The sequence below is a fragment of the Pedobacter frigiditerrae genome, assembly GCF_032678705.1.
GTDB classification, from domain to species: domain Bacteria; phylum Bacteroidota; class Bacteroidia; order Sphingobacteriales; family Sphingobacteriaceae; genus Pedobacter; species Pedobacter frigiditerrae_A.
In genome coordinates this window covers 918,864-941,298 of the sequence record NZ_JAVTSS010000001.1, presented here as the reverse complement: position 1 = coordinate 941,298, position 22,435 = coordinate 918,864, and the positions used below count along the sequence as shown (strand labels likewise).

Sequence of the window (22,435 nt, the reverse complement as noted above, 5' to 3'; positions counted from 1 at the left end):
TGCAGTCCTTTTAGAACAACTGAATAAAACAAAAGCGAGTAATGGAAAAATTGAAAAGTGCTTCATGATGTATAATTTTAAGGTGATTTCTTCTTTTGGTCAAAGAAATCAATTAATTGATACATTTGATAGTTCAATTCGTTCATTTTTTCCATTAAGGGTTTGTAGACTTGGTAATTATTATCAACAATGCCCTTATTCGCATTTGTATTCGATGGTTCTGCGCCTTTTTGCAATGGATCATTATCCATGTATTTGAACCAATGCCAGCCAACACAGTTTTTAGATTCAATTAAACCTAAAGTAAAGTTCTGATAGAATAAACCTCTATCATTTTGTGTTTTAACCACCCACCCAGCTCCTGCTGTATTGCCCAAAGCTGAGTCGTCTGCTTTTACATACCATTCAGTAATGATGAATGGTTTGCCTGACCAATTTGCCCAATTAGCCATTAAGACTTGATCAGGTGTCCAAGCATTGTAATAGTTCATGGATATGGCATCGATATATTTACCAGCAGCTTTCCACAACTCAGCAATGTTGCCCTGATTGCCATGAAACCTACAACCTAGGTACATGTGATTAGGATCGTATTTTTTAATGGCTTTTGATACGATAGAAAAGTATTTATCGGCAACAATAGATAAAAATTCACGACGATCTACATCCGTTATTTTATCTGCTGCAACTCCCCTATCATCAATAAACTTTTTAGCAACCAAATAACCTGGATCTTGTTGATCTTTAAGTGTAAGATAACCATCCAAGTTTTTGATCCCCAAAGGCATTTCGTTATCAGAGAAGTAACCGAATAAGTTTTCGTCAGTAGAATTGGCCACCAGTTTTTTAGCTGCTTGATCACAAAACGCCTCGAATGCCGCATCGAAAACGAAAATCACATTATTAGGATAACCTTTATGTCCTGGCACGATATAAGTACCACCTCTTTTATCGCCATAGGCACTCATGAAATCAAGGTTAATGGTATAGGCCAACGGCTTTGTTTGTTGCAATGGAGATTTTTGTATGGCTTTTGTATTAGACCAAGCGCCAGTCCCATTAAAACCATTATCGATCAAAAACTCTTGCGTTTTAACCATCCAATTATTTTCATCGCCATAAAGTTTACCAAAGGCTTCTTTATTTCTGTCTGATGTACCTATGCTTACTGCATTTAAAGCATTATGAATAAATAGATAACCTTGAGGATCAATTACCCACCAACGATTACCTATCTTTTTGGTGTAATAAAAGCCTGTAGCTTTCTCTTTCCTATCCATTCTACCACCATATTTATCAGTTCTTATCTTTTTAGATTTAAATTGAGATAAACTTGATAATGTTCTTGTTCTAAATTCTTTATAAGCAGTAAATGAAGCTTTTTCGCTCGAATTGTTCAATACCTTTCTAACCTCAACTTTTTGGTTAAAATCTAAACTATCTTGAGCCATTACTTCAAAAGCAATGACCACCAATCCTAATAAAACAGCTACAAATTTTCTCATAATGTTATTCCTTTGCTTCTTAACAAGGCTTCTAAGTAATAGTAATCTGCATAATTAATTGGCACATCAATTTCAGACTTTGCAGGACGGTGACCAGTGCTGTGTTCTAAAATAAAACCATAATTCGCCCCTGGCTTGCTTACGTATTTTGAGCTTAAAGAAGCTAATATCTTATCGGCAGCGGCTTTATATTTTTTACTTTCCTTGCTGTATTTTGCTAATTCATATAAGGCGGAAGCAGTAATGGCAGCAGCTGAAGCGTCTCTTGACACATTAGGAATTTGTGGATCATTGTAATCCCAATAAGGAATACCATCAGCCGGCGTAATTTTACTACTTAATATAAAGTTGGCAATATGATCTGCCTGCGCTAAATAAGCATTGTTTTTTGTATAACGATAGCACAAGGTATAACCATAAAGACCCCAAGCTTGTCCGCGAGCCCAAGCAGACTCGTTTGAATATCCCTGTGCGGTTAGTTTATTTCTCACGTTTCCAGAAACTGTATCGTAATCAATTACGTGCCAAGAGCTATAATCTGGTCTGTAATGGTTTTTCATGGTTACATCTGCATGAGAGACTGCAATCTTGTAAAACGATGAATCTCCAGTGAATTTAGTCGCTTCAAAAAGCAATTCTAAATTCATCATGTTATCAATAATAACAGGATATTTCCATTTATCGCCATTGTGGTCCCAAGATTTGATAACGCCAGCTTTGGCATTAAACCTAGTCGACAAAGACTTTGCGGCCTGGATAATTACCGATTTGTACTCAGGGTCCTTAGTTATCTTGTAACCATTGCCAAAAGGACAATAGATCATGAAACCTAAATCGTGTGTGCCTTTATTAAATTGTTCTTTTTTAATATCCTCAGTGTATTTTTTTGCTAAATCAAGCCATTTTTTATCTTTCGTAAAAGCATAGAAATACCAAAGTTCGGCAGGGAAAAATCCGCTGGTCCAATCTCTAGAAACTACCATTTTAAATTGGCCATTTTCTACTGTCCTGGGCGAAACCAGTGTTGGCTTTATCAATCTAGCCGAATCAACGTTTTTTACCAAAACATCAGTCTGCTTGGCAGCACTAGCAAATGCCTTTTTCACATCTACTTTTTGGGCTTTAACAGCGCCAAAACTTAAGGCTAACCCTACAATTAAATTAACTTTCAAATTCATACTTATCTGTTTTTATTTTCTTCTACTTGTTTTAAATACAATGATGAAGGATTTAAACCCGATTGATTTTGACCTTCCCAAACTCCATCTGGTCTGCCTTTTAACCTTCCTTCATATTTTTGAGCTTTTAAGCCAATAGCATAGTTTTTACCACTTACGTAAGGATTTTGAACAGCAGCTTTTGCGGCAGTACAATTCCATAATACTTGATTTACGCCAGCCCAACCATGTCCAGTTCCCCAATCTCCCCTATCTTGAATATTAATTTCTCCGTCGGTTACAATGTTATCATAAAGCGTTCCTGTTGCCCAACGGTGATGTGGACCTATATCTGCTTTTGCATTAACTGATGTACAATTGTAAAACACATTTGGTCCGCGAACCTTTGCACCAGTTACATAATCGTGCCTACCTTCTGAAGCGAAACAATTCATGAACAAGTTTAACTGCCCGTCATTATTGAAAGAATATCTTCTACCACCAATAATTTGAGATTTGGGAGCTAGCGACTTGCAGTCTTTAACAGTGATTTGTTTACTAGCGTTGCTAAGGTTTACGCAAGAATAACCGAAATAACGACTGGTAACCCCACTTATCCAGCTGTTTTCTACTTTGCCGAAAGAGATGGCATCCCACCCATGTTCTTCATCAATATCACTTTCAAACTCAGATTCGAGCAACATATTTTCAACGCCAACTTCAGCTATCCTGCCATCAAAATTGTATTTATAAACTTCACCACCTCCATATTGTTCTTCCATTGCCATCACAATTGGATTATCTAAAAAGATGGTATTGCCATTAATTGCTGTAATTACACGTTCAAAATCTAAATCATAACTCTCGGCTTTCCATTGCACCAAACCTTCCTTTTCTGCTATTTGGTCCATCTTTAAATCGTGAATCCACTTCGCATTTCCAGGCCTAAAAACAATGATTTTATCACCAACTTTAAAACCTGAAGCATTGGTTAATTGAAGACTTTTAGCGCCAACAGGTACATACTTAGCCGATATTTTAACTCTTGTATTTGGCATTTCTTTTAAGTTACCATTTCCACTAACCTTAATCGTTGTTCTTTTTCCTCTGCCAGTGGCGATTAGTTTTGTATCATCACCTTCACCACGTAAAACGATTCCGCTTGTTGAAATATTGATACTTCCAGGGATTTTGTATTCGCCTTTCTTTAACAGGATGGCACCACGAATTCCGTTTGCATCAGTAGGTTTTTTTGAAAGTTCATCAATTGCATTTTGTATTTTTTGTTGGTCATCAACCCCTGTTGCAGCTATAGTAACCACTACCTTAACGTTTGGAATTTGTTTAGCATTTTGATGATAACCCACTTTACTAAAGTCTGGAATCACATTTCCTTGCTCATCTGGAACATATTGTAGCCTTCCATCCTTTTTAAGTTTGATAAACTTTGATTCCCATTTTTGCTGGGCATAACCAGCATTGGCAAAAAACATTAATAAAAGCACAAAAAAGCGCTTACAACCAATATTAATTGCCTTTGCGATTTTGAAAAATTTATAGTTATTAATTTCTATTTCCATCTTACATTTTACATTTTACATCCATATTAAAGGATGTCTTATCGGCAAGTTCCTTATCACTTCTTCATTTATTGGTTTCAAATCCAGCTTCTTCCAAGTAGTATACCAATCGTAATTATTAAATTGACTAGCTCCAAAAATCAAGAATGGTTGTGCAACTGGCCAATTGTTCCAGAACATGACATCTGGCTTTAATGTCCATTTACTTTTATCGGCAACAAATGGGTACAAATAAGTAATCCCTTTTTGAATTGACTTGCCGTCAGCTGTTTCATACTTCCATAAATTGTCTTTTGGCGTAGATAATATCTGGCAAATCATTGTAAATGCATCCAAGTTAAAAATAGAGTAGCCATAAGGTTTGGTTCGTGCCAACTCTAAAGGAAAACTACCATCAGTTGCCATTTGATTGGGCAACTGTACATTTTTGTACATCCATCTTAATGAATCAAGCATTGCTTCATCCTTAACTAATTTAGCAAAAGAAGCTACTTGCATGACCCAGCAAGCGCTATGGTTATTTTTAGCAGCCTTTTCCGCTACGCCATTTTTACTCGTATTTAGCCATAATATATAGTCAGCAAACCATTTTTTGATTTTCGATAAATCATTTTTATTTAATGATTTAGCTTTCTCCATCACTACTATCCCTTGAGCTACTTCCATTAAATGAATGGTATCAATAATTCCCCAACTCCTACCCGTTGAAGAACCAATAACTGCTTGAGAAAAAGCCAAATTTGGATTCATCAAGGTTTCAGTATTAACAAACCAAGCCTTTAAATGTATCACCGCTTGTTTAACATACTTTTCATTACTTGTAAGCTGATAAGCTGATGCGAGAGCGCCAATTATCGTACTGAACCTAATCATCGCTTTACGGTGCGCTATAAAGTTTGCTGGATTGGTTTCTCCATCGCGATTAATATATGGTCCGCTAGGATTAGCTGGATTTGGCCAAAAGTAATCTGCCTGAGAAAAGAAATCATGTTTACCACCCGTACTTAAAGGCGAGCTTTCTGCAGTAACAGTTACTGGACTTTGTTTCATCGCCCATTCTGCTTCAGCTAACACTTGTTTTCTCAATACATTTTGAGCCTGCAGCTTAATGGTTACCTGTGCAAAACTGGTAATCGATAATAAGGTGAGTAAGTAAAAAAGACCTGATCTCTTCATCTTTCTATTGGTTTAAAAATATTGTTGGAATACCTTTCGATTGAACTGAAACAATGCTTTTGGCATTATTTGTTTTCATCCTTATAATTGCTCTACCATTATACAATTGAACTTTAGCCGAACCGGTTGATGTTCCTTGATCTCTGATTAATTCCCCATCTCCTATTAAGTTAAACGACACTAAGTTGATGGCATCTAAACATAAAACGCCTTTGTCATCAAACATTTTAACTTCTAATGTAGCAATACCATCTTTTTCCTCAATCTTATTTAAGGTCATTTTTGCAGGTTTAGCCCACTTATCAGTTTGGTATTCTTGTGTAATTTCATCGGTAACTGTTATTTTTCCTTTTTTGGCAACCACTTTAAAAGTGTATTTTCCCTTTTTCATCGGCACTTGCCAACGCAAACCTGCAGCAGGGAAATTCTGACTATCTCTTTTTCTTACCCCAAAGCTTTTACCATTTACAAATAGTTCGGCTTCCTCACAGTTAGAATAAACCTTTACCATCTTTTCCTCACCTTCTTCTCCCCAACGTACTGGCCACGAGTGACCATATAAGTGTACCATTGGTGTGTTTGTCCAATAAGATTGGAAAATATAAAACGCTTCTTTTTTAGTGAAATCTCTTTCTATAACCCCCTTCTGGTTAACGTAAGGAACAGGATTTTCTGGTCTAATCGGAGTAGAGAAATCCTTAAATGGCCAATAAGCTGTTCCGCTTAACCAAGGCATGGTTTCTTGTTCTTTTAAATGCCAGTCGATCAAGTTGGCGATGTAACTCTCACTCCAATCGCCATCTTTACTAACCCTTGCAGCACCACCATATAACGAAGCATCTCCTGCTCTTTCATCGGCACCGCCACCTTTTTTAATCTTGCTTAAGGCGTTATCAGGATTTTCTGAATGCCTGCGAGCGTGACTATCGCCACCCCATTCTACGTGTAAAAAGCGCTCAGACTTATTAAACTCTGCTAAGGAAACGTCTTTGTATTCGGTGTAGTCTCCACGATACCAACCAGCCCAAATTGAAGGTGAATAAACATCGACAATGTCTCTACAGAAATCGCATCTTCTTATGGCAGTGCTTCGCGAAGGATCTAATTTGTGAGATAAGTCATTCAGTTCTTTCATAAAAGTCCTGATTTTCTCTTGATCGAATGTGGTAAAATCTCCTGGCCAATCGTTTTCATTACCCAAACCCCATATAATGATGGATGGGTGATTGTAATGTTGCTCAATCATATTGGTTAACATTCTTTTGGCTTGTGCCTGATAAGTTGCACCACCTAAACCACCTCTGCACCAAGGAATTTCTTCCCAAACCAAAATACCTAGGCTATCACATAAATCGAGTACAATTCTTGATTGCTGATAATGACCTAAACGGATGAAATTAACGCCCATTTCTTTCATCATTTTCATTTCAGTGATAATCATTTCCTCTGTCATTGCAGCCCCTACACCTGCGTGGTCTTCATGACGATGCGTACCTCTAAGCAACAATGGCTTGACGTTAAGCTTAAATGGTCCCTTTTTAACAAACTCAAATTTTCTGAAGCCAACTTTCTGAGAAATGGTAGATTTTTGTCCGTCTGCAATAATATCCATCGTTACAGTATATTGTTGTGGCAAATCTGTAGACCATAATTTAGGTGCTCTTAAACTCCAATCCCAAAGCAATAAATCGCCTTTAAAAGTTTTGATGTCTTTTGTAAAATCTGCTATACTTAAGCCATTTGGATCTTTAATGTAAATTTTTACTTGAGCATTTTTTGTATCGGTTAAATGATTTAATCGAGCGCTTACAGTTAGTTTCCCATAACCACCAGCTTCTGCAATTGATGCTTTTGCAAATAATTTATCCACTGAAACCTGTGGATTATAAACCAGATTTAAGTAACGATAAATACCACCATAAACGTTAAAATCCGACAAACTTGAAGGAATCATTTCTAAATCCCTCGAATTATCACAACGAATAACTACAGGGATTTTGCCTTTAAACTGTGCTTGGTAAACTGGGTTTTTCTTAAACTCAGCAATTGCATCTGTAACGTCTGCAGTCCATTCATCATAGCCACCAACGTGTTCTGCTACTTTGATATTATAGATGTAAACAGCTGTTTTCTGCCCTGCTCCTTCAAAGTGTAAAAGTGTTCTGCCTTGTTTGTAAGGATTTTCTACTTCAATATTTGTTCTATACCATCCCGGACCTTGGTAATAATTTACATCAGGGTCTACTGCATCCGTTGCATTAAAACAATGCGGTAAACTTACTTTTTGCCAAAATGGAAGCTCCTCTGGGTTGCCTGCTTTAACAGGTCTAACGGCTTCCCAGGCACCTCCTAAATCTCCTTTAACAAACTCCCAATTATTAACTAAGCGCTTTGAAGTTTGTGCTTGCAAAGCCAAATTGCTAGTTAATAAACTGATTAATAAAATAAGTGTAATCTTCTTTAACATAATTAATTTAAATGTTTAATTAAAACTTTTAGTTATCTGATCTAACAAATAACCTTTTTTGTCTGAACTGTATTCCCAGAACATTACACCTCCTAATTTATTTTTGAGCACATACTCACATTTGTTAGCAACAGACCATTCGTCATCATAGGAGATGTATTGTTTGGTTTCTACATTAAACAAATATGGCGCTTTTGCATCCTCATCTTTATAAGCAATAAACCCTTTTTTATCAACTAAACTATCCTTTAAAAAGGTATAACCCTTGCCATAATTATTCGCAGCTGATAAAATGGCATCTCCCAAACCTTTGGTTGAGTTGGGGTTTAACTTTAAATTCCTACCATAAAAAGCAATACCCATCACAATTTTAGCAGCAGGAACACCCGCATTGAGGTAAGCCTGAATTGCTTTATCAGCAGAATTTTCTGATGGATAAGTTTTAGAATCATACAAATTAGTATGATGTCCTGCTCTTTTCCATGAGTAGTAATCATAGGTCATTAGGTTAATGTAATCTAAAAACTGAGCTGCTTTTCCCATCTCCGTTTTAGTTAAAAAGGAAGGAAATCCACCTGTTGCAGTCGTTAACAATTTCTTTTTACCTGTTTCTTTTTCTAATATGTTGAGTTCTTTTCTAATGCTTTCAAACATTAAAGTAAAGTTTTCCTTGTCCTCAGGGCGATAAACATTGCCTTCTTCTCCTTGCATTCCTGGGTATTCCCAATCTATATCAACTCCATCTAAATTGTTTTTACGGATGATATCCACTGCACTCTTAGCAAATCCTTTTCTCAGTGAATCGGTTAAAACTGCATTCGAGAAATTTTCGCTCCAAGACCAACCCCCTATTGAAATTAAGATTTGAAGGTTTGGATTTCTAGCTTTTAAGGTATTTAATCGCTTAAAATTTTCGACATCTCTTTTTTCATTGTCCAAATAGGCTTGGTTGTTTTTTACATTCACAAAGGCATAATTAATGTGTGTTAATTGTTCCACAGCAATTTGCTCCGTATTAATTAAACCACTATACCCAGTTACATAGCCAATAACCACAGGTTTTTTATCTGCAGTTTTCATGGCAGATAATACCGCAATGATGAGCAGTAATAGGAATATCCAGTTTATTCTATTATTTATAAATGCAATCATATTTTTTCTTTCTTTTGATGTCAGTCTGAGCGTAGTCGAAGACATTTCCCCAATTATTTAACTCAAAAAAGATTTACTTCACTTCGGCTCCGCTCAGAGCAAGCTCGCTTAGGATGACAATCTTTTTATTTAAACCTTTAAACGTAAACTCCTTTTCTCTAAAAACGCAACAATCCTTATCACCACAAATGCTATAAATAACGACCTAATTATCCCTCCAATCCCGTAATTGAAATAATTGGGGTAATTAAAATCTATTAAACTAAATAGCGAATACAATAAATAAGGAATTAAATAACAGGTTAATGTGCTCGTTCCAGCAGGGCTGATTATGCTAAACCAGTTCTTTTTACCCTTAAAATCTACAATGTAAATCAGTAATTCGAACACCAAAATGGTAATGCCCATGCAAATAAAAACCCAAGCTGGTGTAGAATATATTTTAGAAATCCCTCCTGCATAAGGACGAATGATAAACCCAAACAATATGGATGAAATACCAGCAATGGTTAACAATATCCAAAGATTTTGGTCTTTCCCCTTTCCTATAAACATGGTGTACAAAGTGGAGATTACCGCACCACCAAGCATTAAAGTAATCGAGGAAGCATCGCCAATCATCCATAAATCTACGTGTAGTAAATCCATGTGATTGATTATATTAATTAAAGCAAAAACGATAAAGGCTGGAAATAGAAAGGCAAATCGCCCTTTGGCTAGTAAGTATGTTATAGCTGCAAATAAATAAGCCCAACCAATAATCCCTAAAATACCCCACCATTGTGGCTCCAAACCTTTGGGATGTTCTGCATTGCCACCTTTAAATAAGTAAGCCATTGTAGCAACAGTGATTATTCCTAAAGTAATTAACGCATATCTTAAATACTTTGATAGCTTCTTCGGATAATCTAACCAAATTAGAAAAAATCCAATAGTCAGTATAATCATAAAAACAGGATAGCTTAAAACCGCTTGATCGTAATTATAGTTTTCCATATTTACGTGGAAAAAACCCATTACAATTAATGCCAATGCTCGTAAAACGATATAAAAAAAGATGGAGATAAATGAATCTCCTTTTTTAATTCTACCTTGAATGGCAAATGGTAACGACAAGCCAACAATAAAAAGGAAAGCAGGAAAAATTAGGTCTGAGAAACCCATACCATCGAAATTGGCTTCTGTATGTTCTAACCAAACAGGAATTTTATCGACGCCAGCAACGTCATTCACGAAAATCATCAAAAACATGGTGATTGCTCTCAAAACGTCTATAGATGAAATTCTCTTAGGCAGTTGTTTCATTTCAAGCTTTGTTTTTGATTACTAATGTTCACTTCCATCTTACCTCTTACATTTTCCATTATTTTCTAGTTGCCCAAAATATGGCGTTTTTAAATATCAGTTTGTAATCGGCATTCTCAAATAAATCTGCCCCGTGACCCATAAAAACGTATACGTTTTTGGCTTTCATTTTTGGGTTTGACCAGATTACTGGATGGTCGCCCATTTTAACTTTTGTATCTGGCTCATAACTCGATTCGTCTACACTTGCAATTACTTCTAAATTTGATCGAGGATTTTTATCGTAGGTATACCACTCTTCTTTCTGAATGATAAATGGATTTGTTACGCCTCTCATAATTGGATGTTTTGGCAATTCTATGTTCACTTTTCCCGAAGCAAAAGCAGGTATATAACTTTTAAAAGTAATACCACCCATAAAATCCGAAAACCAATTCCAAAGTTTGTAGCCATCAAAATCGCCCAATAAGGTAGCGTGATGAAACCCTATCCAGCTTGCTCCTTTTTTTTGCATCATGTATTTTTCAAAAGCAGCTTTAGCAACATCAGTCCACGCATAAGGCGGATAATCTAATTGGATAAAAAGCTGATATTGCTTTAAAAAATCTTCGTTTATTTTTTCTGTGTTTTTGATATAGTCTACAGTGAAATTGCTATCTAATGCCAGCTGATTTAACCATTCTACAGCTTTTGCTGAATATTTAGTATGATTGCCTCCATTTTCATATAATGCCACCACCTTAAACCTACTCTTCTTTTGAGCATGCGAAAGCATTGGGATTATACATAAAATGAAGATTAAAATACGATAGAATATTTTCATCAGCTTTGCGTATTAGTTAATTCGTTTTACTTGTAAAGCATTTAAAACAGGCTTGCCTTTTATGCCTTTAAGCATTAATCTAATTCCTTTATCATCTGCCACAATAAACTCAAACTTCTTTTGAACTGCATTTGCAGCACCATAATTAGCCGCCAAATTGATGTTCTTTATTATTTGTTTATCGTTTAAGTAAACATCAAAAATTCGTTGTTCTGGAATTTCTTTATTGCTGGCTATCAAACTATCTAAATTATAAGGAAGTGTTGATGCTCCTGTACCGGCTAACTCGGCAAAATGCAAAGTGATTTCGTATTTACCTCTTGGTACATCTAATTGATAACCTTCTAATCCGATTAGCTGCGTTTGGTAAATTGGATCGTTTAGTGTTCCTATGATGTTTTTATCGCTACCATAACTTTGTCTGCTGGTATTTTTGGGTTTAAATGCCTCACCACCAATGCTGCCCCAAGAACCTTCTTTGTAAACTTGATTAGGCAACCAAACTTCTTGATTTTGTTCATCAACAAATTGCCTTTGCGAACCTAAAAGCACATTCATTGACTTAAATGGAATGGTCAGGTTATTAAAAACTTCAGGTTTTAGATTGAAAGTAATGTTAGTTAAATCTTCAATTTTATTGCCCTTAACAAAGGAAACAGCTTTGATATCGTTCTTTCCATTTTTAAACGGTACATCCCAATTGGTTAATCTATCAACTACATTTTTTTTGCCTAAGTTTTTGCCATTCACAAAAAGCTCCACTGTATCGGTATTGCTAATTACCTGTAAATGCTGAGTGCTTATGTTCGATTCAGACACACCTCCCCTTAAATTCCAATTTCCGTTACCAATTTTGAGAAATGGTTTAGGATTTAAATAAGCTTTGTACAGATAAAAAGTATTTTTTGGTTTTCTATCCAAGGTCATTAAACCTTTATTGTTTACATGTGGCATTGTTTCTTCACGCGTTTCTGAACCGAAATCTGCTAAATTCCATACCGCAGCGCCAACCACAAAAGGTCTTTTTAAAATGTCTTTAATATAAATTTGATGGTACAACATTCCGTATTCTAAACTCTTATCGAACTTGATCGGTGTAAAAGCATGAATTCTTGGGTCTACATCTGCACCAAATTCTGTTACCAAAAGTGGCTTATCTGGAACTTGCTGATGAATTTTATCCAGATTTGGTCCAAAATCTTCTGACTTACCTCCATACCAACCTTGATATAAATTCCAGCCCACCAACATTGGTATTTTAACCAAGCCAGCTTTGATATAACCATTCACATCTCCATGATTACTCATCATCGTGTATCTGGTTGGGTCAGTTTTTCTGGTTAAGTCTTCTAGGCTTTGGGCTAATTTTTCTATGTTAGCAATATACTTTAGCTTTCTTTCTGGCTCGTTTCCGAATTTCATCCTTAACAAAACTTCGTTCATGTAAGCCCATATAATGATGCTTGGGTGATTGTAATTTTGCTTAATCATTTCCAACTGCATTGTTTTGCAATTGTTATAAAAGGCTTCAGTTTCTGTAATTTCATTTACGATTGGTATTTCTACTGAGGCTAAAATCCCCAAACTGTCGCAAGCATTTAAAACAGATTGGTCTTGAGGATAATGGGCTACACGCAAAAAATTGCCACCCATTTCTTTAAGCAGCTCAATATCTTTTATTTGCAGAGCTTTAGGAACAGCATTTCCCATTTTGGCAAAATCTTGATGCCGACTAGCTCCTATCAATTTATAAGGAGAACCGTTAAGGAAAAAGCCCTTCTCAACGTCAAAACTGAAAAATCTTAGTCCAACAGGTGTTGTAACCTCATCTAAAACCTTACCTTTTTTATCTAACAACTGCGTTGTAGCTTGGTATAAGTATGGCTTTTCTGGCGACCATAATTGAGGATTCGAAACCAGTATTTTTGGCAGTTGAAAACCAATAACCTTATTTGTACCAGCTGAAGTTGAGAACTTTACTTCGTTTATCTTTTTTCCTGCCGCATCGGTTAAAATGCTACGAATTGTTAAATCAGCATTGGCTGATGAATTGATTAAATTGCCGTTCACTATCACTTCTGCGTTTGCTTTGGTCACATTATTCGCGTGAACAAATACTCCTTTTGAAGCGTATTGATTATCCACAAAATGAATTGGCTCCTTAACTTCTAAGTAAACACTGCGATACATACCACCGAAAAAAGTAAAATCGGCTGTTAGTGGGGCGATATTTTCATTGTAACTATTATCAACTTTTACTGAAACCTCATCAGTTCCATTAAACTTTAAGTTTACTAAAGGAACTCGAAAAGCAGTATACCCACCGATGTGGCTACCTATTTTTTTACCATTTAAATAAACTTCGGTTTCTTGATTGGCACCTTCAAAGTATAAAAAGAGCTTTTTGGTTTTCCATTCGGGTTTTAAAATGAGTTTCTTCTTATAAGTCCCTATTCCCCTGTAATAACCAGGCACATCATCCATGGTATCAAAAGCGTTCCACGTATGTGGGATGTTAACCATCGAAGCAGAAGAAGTATTCCCTTTTTGAAAACTCCAGTTTGCGTTAAGGTTGATGACACTTTTGCCAGTTTTTTGCCCAAAACAGTTAACCGTTATTAAAACGATTAATACCAATAGAACAAGTTTTTGTTGATATGTTTTGATTTTTTTTAGGCGCAACATTACTTACAATAGCGTAGAACAGGTTAGATTATTTGGTTATTTATATTTGATTTGCATCTGGTTATAAAAGTCCTTCAGCACAAAAAATGCTTTTTTCTTTTTACCAGTTTCAGAAATTAGTCCTTTACGGTTCCAGAAATTTTGATAAACTGGATGTTGCCTTCTTGGCGATCTAAAATCTGTTAAAATCCAAGGTGTCATTCCTCTTAGCGCAGTAATTTGACTAAGCATTATAATTTGGTTTTTATACAATGCTTCTTGATATTCTTCACTCCATCTTGTGTTTTCATCTGCATGGAAACCACCCAATGCATCGCCACCAAACTCTGTAATTACAACAGGTTTATTGTATTTGATATCGAATTTGTAACTGGTAATTTCGCTTGGTGTTCCACCCCAATACCAACCAGCATATTCATTAAAACTTACTAAATCTATTTTTTCGCCTAAGGGATCATTTAAAATAACTGTTTTTCCATCTCTGTGTACTTCTAAAGCTGCAGCCACTAATCTTGTGTCATCAAGCGATCTTGCTGTTTCTGCTAAATTACCCATGAACTGATGACGAGGTTCGCTTAAAGGTGTTTCATTACCGATAGACCAAACAATTACACTTGCACGATTTTTATCTCGAACAATTAAATCTGTTAATTGCTGTTTTGCATTGGCATAAGTTGCTGGATTGGTCCAAGAGATAGTCCAATAAACTGGTACTTCTGCCCATACCAATAAGCCCATTTCATCTGCCAAACGCACCATTTCTTCGTTATGAGGATAATGAGCCAAACGTACATAGTTACAGTTCATGTCTTTTGCCCACTGCAACATCATTCTCATGTCACCTTCAGACCTTAACCTTCCAGCTACCAATGGGTTTTCATCGTGAATAGAAATCCCTCTTAAAAAAACAGATTTACCATTTAATAAAATATCTGTGCCTTGAACAGCAATGGTTCTAAAACCTATTTTATCTTGAATATTTTCGGTTGTAGATTTAATAGTTACTGCATATAATTTCGGATTTTCTGGAGACCACAAACTGATCTTGTTCCATATAAATTGCTGATTAATTGCTCCTTCGGCATCTGTGGTAAATGTTTTTTCGAGTTTTAATTCAGGAATAGAAACCGTTATGTTTTGTCCTGCTGTTGCATCTGCTAATTTTGCAGAGAAACTTAAGGTATTAGTGCTTCCTTTTATTAATTGAAGCTTATAGTCATTGATGTAATGTTGAGGCATTTCTGCTAAGAAAACATCACGAGTAATTCCTCCGTAGTTCCACCAATCTGTATTGATGGTTGGTATTTCATCAGGTTTCCTGGTGTTATCTGCTTTAACCACCAAGGTATTTTCGCCTGCTTTCAATTTTCCTGTAACTTCAAACTGAAATGGGGTAAATCCGCCTTTGTGAATACCTAGTTTTTTTCCATTTAAGTAAACGTGAGCTTCATAATTTACTGCACCAAAATAAACGAAATACCTTTTGTCTGTTGCTGGTTGCGCACTAAACTTACGTCTTAACCAAACTGTACCTTCATACAATTCTAGTTTTTCTGATTGAGAGTTCCAGTCGCCCGGAACATTCATTTGAGGAGAGAGATCGAAATTATATTCAATTAACTCTGTTTTATCTTTTTGAACTTTATCATCGTAAAAACCACCCGAACCAGATTTAGATTGGTCAAATGGTTCATGACGGTAATCATAAAATCCATTCTCATAAGGATCTACAATGTAGTTCCATTTGCCATTAAGGCTAAGGATTTTACGAGATTGGATATTTTGTATAGAACTAACCTGTGCGTAAGTGCTAACTGAAAATAAGGAGAGGCAAATTAATATTAGTCTATATTTTAACTTTAACATGGTTGAGGTTTTTGTGTGTGTTTTTAGGCTAAATGATTTAAAAACACAATAATAGTCGGCATTTATACCGACCATTATTGTGATAAGTTTTAGATTTAATACCCAGCGTTTTGACCAAGCTTAGTTGCTCTATTTAACTCGTTTTGAGAAATTGGATATAAATAGTTTCTAGCAACAAAAGACCTATTTTCTACAGTAAACCTGGTATAAGTAAACGTTGTTGCAGAAGTTGGAACAATTCTCATTCCACTTACTGGACCATTAAAAGTTGTTTCACCTTCTTTCCAACGGCGAACATCAAAGAAACGGTGTTCTTCAAATGCTAGCTCTACCCTACGCTCGTTGCGAATACGTTTACGAATTTCGACCTTGTCTAAAGGAACGTAACCATTGGCCGTTGGATTAGTAGTTTGCAAAGCTGGCATCGCTACCCCAGACCTAGCACGAACCCTGTTTACCTCTGCTAACACTAATGCACTTGCTGCAGTACCTTGCGCTTCATTTAATGCTTCTGCATAGTTTAACAATACTTCTGCATATCTAAAATAAATCCAAGGGCGACGAATAGTTGTTGTTGTACCAGCCCATGATGCACTTTCGCTTAAAAACTTACGCATATAATAGCCCGTTTTAGTAGCATTAACGTTTAAGCCTAAACCATCTCTACCACCTACAAAGGTTTCTACATCTCTACTTTTAAATCTGTTTGCAGCAACAACTGGTTGTACAGATGCTGTATTAAACAATACTGAAAATCCAAATCTAGGGTCTCTATTAGTATAAGGCGTATTTGCATTGTAACCAGAAGTTGCATCAGTAATTGGTTTACCGGTTGTTCTCATTTCGTAGGCATCAACCATTTCTTGCGTTGGGTTAGTACGCCCATTTGCCGCATCATAACTTACAGGTGCATTGTTTTGCTCAATCGCCACTGTAGCAGTAGCTGATGTTGCAAAAATAACCTCCGTGTTAAATGCACCAGCGGTGTTCCACAACCAAATGTTAGGGTAAGATGTATAAATAGCATGTTTGCCAGTATCCATTATTCTTTTAGCTGCATCAGCCGCTGCTTGCCATTTAGTTACATCACCAGTTGGGTTATATTGTGGACTAGCCGCATACAATAACATTCTTGCTTTTAATGCCATTGCTGCTGTACCAGTTGCTCTACCTCTATTGGTTGCATTCCACTCAGAAGGCGATAAAGGTAATCTCGATATTGCTTCTTCGCAGTCTTTAGAAATTTGAGCAACACATTCATCGAATGTATTACGAGGCACATCTAATTCATCATCAACGGTTAAAGTTTTATTTACAATTACAAAACTGCCATAACGTTTTAACAATTCGAATTCATAAAATGCCTTTAAAAAGTAAGCTTGACCAACTAAACGAGCCAATTGTAACTCGTAAGTTTGGTTTGCTGCAACGTTTGCAGGCAATAACTCATCTAAAACTATAAAAGGACTTGTTGGTGCTTTTTCGATAAATGTATTTGCTTTACGAATACCTGCATACATATTGGCGTACACATCGTCAAATGTTCTTACTGCAGCCCAAGTGCCGTTATTAAGCGTGTTTATACCTCCGTTTGCGTTTGAGTTTACTGCTTCATCAGAAGCAGATGCTAGTATGCCGCCATCGCCATCTAAATTGTATCTTTCTTGCAGTGTCGCGTAAACATTGTTTAAAAAGTTTCTAGCATAATCTGGGTTAGCCCAAAGTTGAGCTTCGGTAACATCATTACCACCGCTAAACGAGCCATCTTGAAGAAAGCTATCCTTTTCACATCCTTGAGCGATCAACATCACGGCAAGGAAGATATAGCATATATTTTTTTTCATCTTCATCATAATTAAAATTTCAAGTTAACACCGAATGAATAGATCTTCATATACGGATATGAGGAGTTAAAGCCAGATTCTGGCAACTCTGGATCAATATTTAAATCGTTTAATTTACTAAACGTTAATAGGTTTAAACCACTTACATAAAACCTCAATTGCGATAATTTCAGTCTTTTAACAAACCTATCGTTTAATGAATAACCCAACTCTAAGTTCTTTAATCTCACATAATCGCTAGAGCGAATCCAGAAATCAGAGTTTGCAGTATTGTTACCACGATCAGCAATTAATAATCTTGGATATGGTGCTGAGGTATTTTGTGGTGTCCATCTATCTACACTAAACTGATTTAAGAAACCATTATTTGTATTACCAGCGTTAACCAACTGGTTGATGATCACCGAGCTACCAACCGTTCCTTGAAACAAGAAGTTTAAATCGAAACCTTTAACAGCAACCGAAGCACCTAGCCCAAAAACGTGGTTAGGTACAAAGTTGTAATCGGTTTTTACAATATCTAAACCATTGATGATACCATCGCCGTTTTGATCTACATACCTAATGTCTCCAGGTTTTACATCTCTCGATAATAATTGTTTTGGAGCTGCATCTATTTCTGCTTGTGACTGGAAAAGCCCCATAGATTTGTACATGCTACTGATATAACCTGCGCCAGTATTTGCTGTGGCAGCAGGGCTGATTACACTTGTAATTGGATGACCAACTGATTTTTGGTAAGCTGGTAAGTTAGCAGCTTCGTTAATTTTTAAGATTTTACTCACCTGATAAGTGTAGTTACCGAAAACGTTTAAGTTAACTCCACCTATTATTTTATTGTAATTAATACCAGTTTCAAATCCTTTATAAGAAGCCTCACCCTCGTTTACATAGACCAAAGATTGACCTAATGTACTTGGCAATTGAGAACCAGTGGCTATATCTTTTCTAATTTCATAGAAATAATCAGCACTGATAGATAATGATTGTTTTAACATCTTAGCATCAAAACCAACACTTGTTTTATAAGCTTTTTCCCATGTTAAATAAGGATTACCTAAAGCCAATTGAGCTGTACCTGTTGTGCCCGTATAACCAGTTCCAAAAGTATAACCCGTTGTACTTCTTGAGAAGAAATCGTTAAATGCAAACCTTCTGGCACTGCCAATGGCATCATTACCAACTAGTCCATAAGAACCTCTCAATTTTAACAAATCAAGAAATGAGCTTGTACCTTTCATGAAGTTTTCATCAGAAATGATCCATCCGGCAGACATTGCAGGGAAAAACCCAAATCTTTGTCCAACCGCAAAGTTTTCTGAACCAGAATAACCAGCTGTTAAATCTATAAAGTATCTCTTTTTAAAGCCATAAGTTAAACGGTTTGAAATACCCTCACGTTTAGTATCAAGGTTACCAAAAACAGAATAAATTTGTCTAGAAACCCTTGAACTGAATTTAACATCATGATCCCCAAAAGTTCTATCATAATCTAAACCAGCCCAAAACTCACTTTTCTTAATGTTTCCTGAGAATGAATTCCCTAAATAATCTACTTTAGTTGCTGTGCCATAAGTTTGGTATAAACCTGTTGGCAGCAATTCTGATGTAGCATAAGTTTGCGTAAAACCAGAACGATATAAACCAGCAATATCATAAGCATAAAATACTTCAGCAGAGAGGCCTTTCAAAATGCCATCCATTTTTTGTTTTGCACTGATGGTTGCAATCATGTTACGTAATAAATCTGTACTCGCTCCCCTTGCCTCTAACATAGCAAGTGGGTTACTTGTAGGGAAAATTGATGTTCCGCCATAAGATCCATTTGGATTAAGTACTGGAAAAGCATTTGCAGGTGTAGAATAAACTGCGTTCAGAAATGCTGCTGTACCTTGGTTAGGGAAAGTTAAATTGGTTATCCTTCCGCCAATGTCTAAAGCCACATCTAAATTTTTATTAACATGTAAATCGATGTTTGTTCTTAAATTATACCTTGTAAAGTTTGTATTGGCATCATAAGTTTCGTTATGACCACCTTTATAAAAACCACCTTGTTGATAAGCACTTAACAAAGTATAAAACCTCAAATAAGCATTACCACCAGTTACTGTGGCTACATAACGTTGTGTTGGTGCTACACTTTTGGTAAAATCCTTAACAAAATTATTGTTTGGGTATTTAATCGGATCAGAACCATCCTGGTAAGCTTGTAATGCTGCTGGACCATAAATTGCTGCTCCTCCACTGTTTACTGAAGCTTCATTATATAAAGTGGCATAGGTATAAGAGTCTAATGGACGAGCGATTTGCAATGGTGCTTGTAAACCTGCCTGTGCATCAAACGTAACCTTGGTAGAAGTAGCACTTCCCCTTCTGGTTTTCACATAGATTACACCATTAGCTGCGTACATGCCATACCAAGCCAAAGTTGCTGCATCTTTTAATACACTTACGCTTTCAATCTCACTTAAATCCATTGATGCGAAATTTCGCTCAATTCCATCTACTAAAATTAAAGGCTCTTGGTTACTGTTATAAGATGAACGACCACGAACTAAAAAACTAGATGCATCATAACCTGGTTGCTGCGAACCACTTGGATAAATTGCTAATCCTGGTAATCTACCTGTAAACACATTAGTTAATGATGAAGAAGGTATTTGAGGCAAGTTAGTTGCAGAGATTGTGCTAATTGTGGCTGTTACTTCTCTTTTCTTTCTTACTCCAAAGGGGATGTACACCAAATCATCATCACCAGCATCTACTAGCGATTTGGTTAAGACAACATCATTACTATTTACTTCTCCTGCAGGTTTTAATATGGTACCAAAACCTACCATTTTAAAAACCAATACATCACTTGTGGTAGCTTCAATGGTAAAATTACCATTGCCATCAGTATTAAATGTTTTGTTCTTTTTATCTTCCTGTATGGAGATAGCAACTCCAGGCAAAGGTTTTTTGTCTTGATCTACAACCCTGCCTTTTACAGTTAACTGTTCATCAGGCTTTTGCCCATAAACGTTTAGTATTGTCGTCCATAAAAACAGCAGACAAACTATATATTTTGATTTTGATAATTTCATAATTGAATAAAATCTTAGCGTTATAAATTAAAGATTACTCCCAGCCTGGATTTTGGGTTAACACTCCTTTACTTTTGTAAATCTCTGTTCTAGGGATTGGGTAAAGGTTTTGTCTTTCATTCCACACTTTTTGGAAGCCAGATCCTAAAGTGATCACATTGTAAGTGAAAGTGCCATTTGCATTTCTAAATACATCTATACCTTTCATTGGCACACCAATAGTAGTTGCCCCAATTTTCCAGCGCATGATGTCATACCAGCGATGATCCTCAAAAGAAAGCTCGATGGCACGTTCATGTCTAATCACTTCACGCATTTCTGCAGTAGTCATGTTATCCTTTAAACCGTAACCGTAAACGCCTGCCCCTTTTGTAATCCCTGCTCTTGCACGAATAGCAACCAATGCATTATAAACACTAGCATCTGGTGTACCTAAAAATTCATTTTGCGCTTCTGCATAGTTTAATAATATTTCTGCATAGCGGAAATAGATATAATTAAGCAGAGTTGTACTACCACCTACAGTTCTATAAACCTCTGGCCAATACTTTTTGCAATAATAACGGGTTGCTGTATAAGTAATGTTACCTGGGTTCCAATCTAAACCATAAGTTGTTGTTGGCACTCCATTTACATTGGTGATGGTAGAATAAACTTGTATTCTTCTACCCTGCCAAGGTAAATCGTTATAAATAATATTGTTATAGAAACGAGGCTCTCTGCCTACGTAAGGTGTAGCTGGATTATAGCCAGAAGTTGGATCTGTAATCGCTTTTCCATTTGCCATTTCATACATATCAACATGGTTCTGAGTTGGGTTCATCTGACCTTGTGCACCACCAGAACCTGGAGACATAGAAAAATCTTGCATCATTTCTCCAGCTAAAGGTGTATTACCTTTAATACGGATCATGATATATTCTGGAGAGTTAGGTAGATTTAATACATCTGCATAACTTGCTTGCAAGGCATAAGTCTGACGAGCAAGACCAGCGTCACCTTTCATTACTTCAGCAGCTGCATCTGCTGCTAATTTCCATTTAGCTATATCATTTGTTGGATTATTTAATGGACTTGCTGCGTATAACAACACACGAGCCTTCAAAGCTAAAGCAGCTCCAATTGTAGGTCTGCCATAGTTAGAAGTACCATATTCTGTATCTGTACCTAATTTGGTAATGGCAATATCTAAATCATCTAAGATGTATTTGGTTACTTGAGCATAAGTACTGCGAGGCAAATTAAGTTCATCAAGTGGCCCATAAACTTTGTCGATGATTGGCACGCCACCAAATCTCTTTGTTAATTCAAAATAAGATAAGGCACGTAAAAATCTCATTTCACCTTCAACTCGTTTATGATCGAAAATTGGAACCGTAGCATTTGGAGATGGCGGTACTTCGGCAATTCTCGATAACATTTTAACGTGAATAGCAATTCCCCTGTACATTAATCTCCATACATCTCCAATCTCATTTAAAGATGCTTGGGTAGAATGTTCGTGATACAAACCACGATTTAAGGAAGTAACAGTTCCTTCAGAGTTTCCTGATACAGCCTCATCAGATGCCTGAGAAACAGTACCTCGGTGATCGTTTAAACGAACATATTTTGTAATTAAATAATTGTAGGCATTATCTGCAAATCGAGCTGCTTGCGCAGGATCTGCAAAAATTTCATCTTCAGTTAAAGCAACTCCAGGTGTTCTTTCCAAGAAATCTTTCTTGCAAGAAATAAAACAGAGCGTTAACAAGAAAACAACTGTATATTTTATATAATTTCTCATCAT

13 protein-coding genes are annotated in these 22,435 nt (G+C 36.3%); all 13 read right to left on the bottom strand.

Translation table 11 applies throughout. The features are described 5' to 3' along the window. Positions 1–77: 77 nt before the first annotated feature. The 13 genes from R2Q59_RS03810 to R2Q59_RS03750 all read right to left on the bottom strand — a co-directional run bounded on the left by R2Q59_RS03810 (position 78) and on the right by R2Q59_RS03750 (position 22,435). Positions 78–1,505, bottom strand: coding sequence for a hypothetical protein (locus tag R2Q59_RS03810; protein WP_316783800.1), 1,428 nt, complete (start codon positions 1,503–1,505; stop codon positions 78–80). Continuing rightward, positions 1,502–2,683, bottom strand: coding sequence for a glycoside hydrolase family 88 protein (locus R2Q59_RS03805; protein ID WP_316783799.1), 1,182 nt, complete (start codon positions 2,681–2,683; stop codon positions 1,502–1,504). The genes R2Q59_RS03810 and R2Q59_RS03805 overlap by 4 nt, the downstream gene beginning before the upstream one ends. A gap of 2 nt (positions 2,684–2,685) precedes the next feature. Then, positions 2,686–4,242: a hypothetical protein gene (locus tag R2Q59_RS03800; protein WP_316783798.1), complete on the bottom strand. Its 1,557-nt coding sequence runs from the start codon at positions 4,240–4,242 to the stop codon at positions 2,686–2,688. A gap of 15 nt (positions 4,243–4,257) precedes the next feature. Beyond that, positions 4,258–5,418 (bottom strand): alginate lyase family protein, encoded by a 1,161-nt coding sequence (locus R2Q59_RS03795; protein WP_316783796.1) that lies wholly within the window; start codon positions 5,416–5,418, stop codon positions 4,258–4,260. A gap of 4 nt (positions 5,419–5,422) precedes the next feature. Then, entirely contained in the window at positions 5,423–7,885 is a 2,463-nt protein-coding gene (locus R2Q59_RS03790; RefSeq protein WP_316783794.1) for a glycoside hydrolase family 2 protein, read from the bottom strand. A gap of 15 nt (positions 7,886–7,900) precedes the next feature. Further along, positions 7,901–9,037 (bottom strand): glycoside hydrolase family 18 protein, encoded by a 1,137-nt coding sequence (locus tag R2Q59_RS03785; protein WP_316783792.1) that lies wholly within the window; start codon positions 9,035–9,037, stop codon positions 7,901–7,903. Between the two features lie 129 nt (positions 9,038–9,166). Further along, on the bottom strand, positions 9,167–10,342 hold the full coding sequence (locus tag R2Q59_RS03780; RefSeq protein WP_316783790.1) for a DUF5009 domain-containing protein: 1,176 nt from the start codon (positions 10,340–10,342) through the stop codon (positions 9,167–9,169). A 58-nt stretch (positions 10,343–10,400) separates the two neighbouring features. Next, positions 10,401–11,165, bottom strand: coding sequence for a ThuA domain-containing protein (locus tag R2Q59_RS03775; protein WP_316783788.1), 765 nt, complete (start codon positions 11,163–11,165; stop codon positions 10,401–10,403). 12 nt (positions 11,166–11,177) lie between these two features. Beyond that, complete coding sequence (locus R2Q59_RS03770; RefSeq protein WP_316783786.1) at positions 11,178–13,802, bottom strand: glycoside hydrolase family 2 TIM barrel-domain containing protein; 2,625 nt, start codon at positions 13,800–13,802, stop codon at positions 11,178–11,180. Positions 13,803–13,886: 84 nt separating this feature from the next. Continuing rightward, positions 13,887–15,716, bottom strand: a complete 1,830-nt coding sequence (locus R2Q59_RS03765) for a glycoside hydrolase family 2 protein (RefSeq protein ID WP_316783783.1) — start codon at positions 15,714–15,716, stop codon at positions 13,887–13,889. 95 nt (positions 15,717–15,811) lie between these two features. Beyond that, positions 15,812–17,560, bottom strand: a complete 1,749-nt coding sequence (locus R2Q59_RS03760; RefSeq protein ID WP_316783781.1) for a RagB/SusD family nutrient uptake outer membrane protein — start codon at positions 17,558–17,560, stop codon at positions 15,812–15,814. A gap of 11 nt (positions 17,561–17,571) precedes the next feature. Next, positions 17,572–20,646: a TonB-dependent receptor gene (locus tag R2Q59_RS03755; protein WP_316783779.1), complete on the bottom strand. Its 3,075-nt coding sequence runs from the start codon at positions 20,644–20,646 to the stop codon at positions 17,572–17,574. Between the two features lie 34 nt (positions 20,647–20,680). Next, positions 20,681–22,435, bottom strand: a complete 1,755-nt coding sequence (locus tag R2Q59_RS03750; protein WP_316783777.1) for a RagB/SusD family nutrient uptake outer membrane protein — start codon at positions 22,433–22,435, stop codon at positions 20,681–20,683.

Coding starts and splice junctions, on each gene's coding strand:
- R2Q59_RS03790 (WP_316783794.1), bottom strand. CDS start 7,885: ATGTTAAAGAAGATTACACTTATTTTATTAATCAGTTTATTAACTAGC.
- R2Q59_RS03775 (WP_316783788.1), bottom strand. CDS start 11,165: ATGAAAATATTCTATCGTATTTTAATCTTCATTTTATGTATAATCCCA.
- R2Q59_RS03795 (WP_316783796.1), bottom strand. CDS start 5,418: ATGAAGAGATCAGGTCTTTTTTACTTACTCACCTTATTATCGATTACC.
- R2Q59_RS03760 (WP_316783781.1), bottom strand. CDS start 17,560: ATGAAAAAAAATATATGCTATATCTTCCTTGCCGTGATGTTGATCGCT.
- R2Q59_RS03750 (WP_316783777.1), bottom strand. CDS start 22,435: ATGATGAGAAATTATATAAAATATACAGTTGTTTTCTTGTTAACGCTC.
- R2Q59_RS03785 (WP_316783792.1), bottom strand. CDS start 9,037: ATGATTGCATTTATAAATAATAGAATAAACTGGATATTCCTATTACTG.
- R2Q59_RS03780 (WP_316783790.1), bottom strand. CDS start 10,342: ATGAAACAACTGCCTAAGAGAATTTCATCTATAGACGTTTTGAGAGCA.
- R2Q59_RS03765 (WP_316783783.1), bottom strand. CDS start 15,716: ATGTTAAAGTTAAAATATAGACTAATATTAATTTGCCTCTCCTTATTT.
- R2Q59_RS03800 (WP_316783798.1), bottom strand. CDS start 4,242: ATGGAAATAGAAATTAATAACTATAAATTTTTCAAAATCGCAAAGGCA.
- R2Q59_RS03755 (WP_316783779.1), bottom strand. CDS start 20,646: ATGAAATTATCAAAATCAAAATATATAGTTTGTCTGCTGTTTTTATGG.
- R2Q59_RS03805 (WP_316783799.1), bottom strand. CDS start 2,683: ATGAATTTGAAAGTTAATTTAATTGTAGGGTTAGCCTTAAGTTTTGGC.
- R2Q59_RS03810 (WP_316783800.1), bottom strand. CDS start 1,505: ATGAGAAAATTTGTAGCTGTTTTATTAGGATTGGTGGTCATTGCTTTT.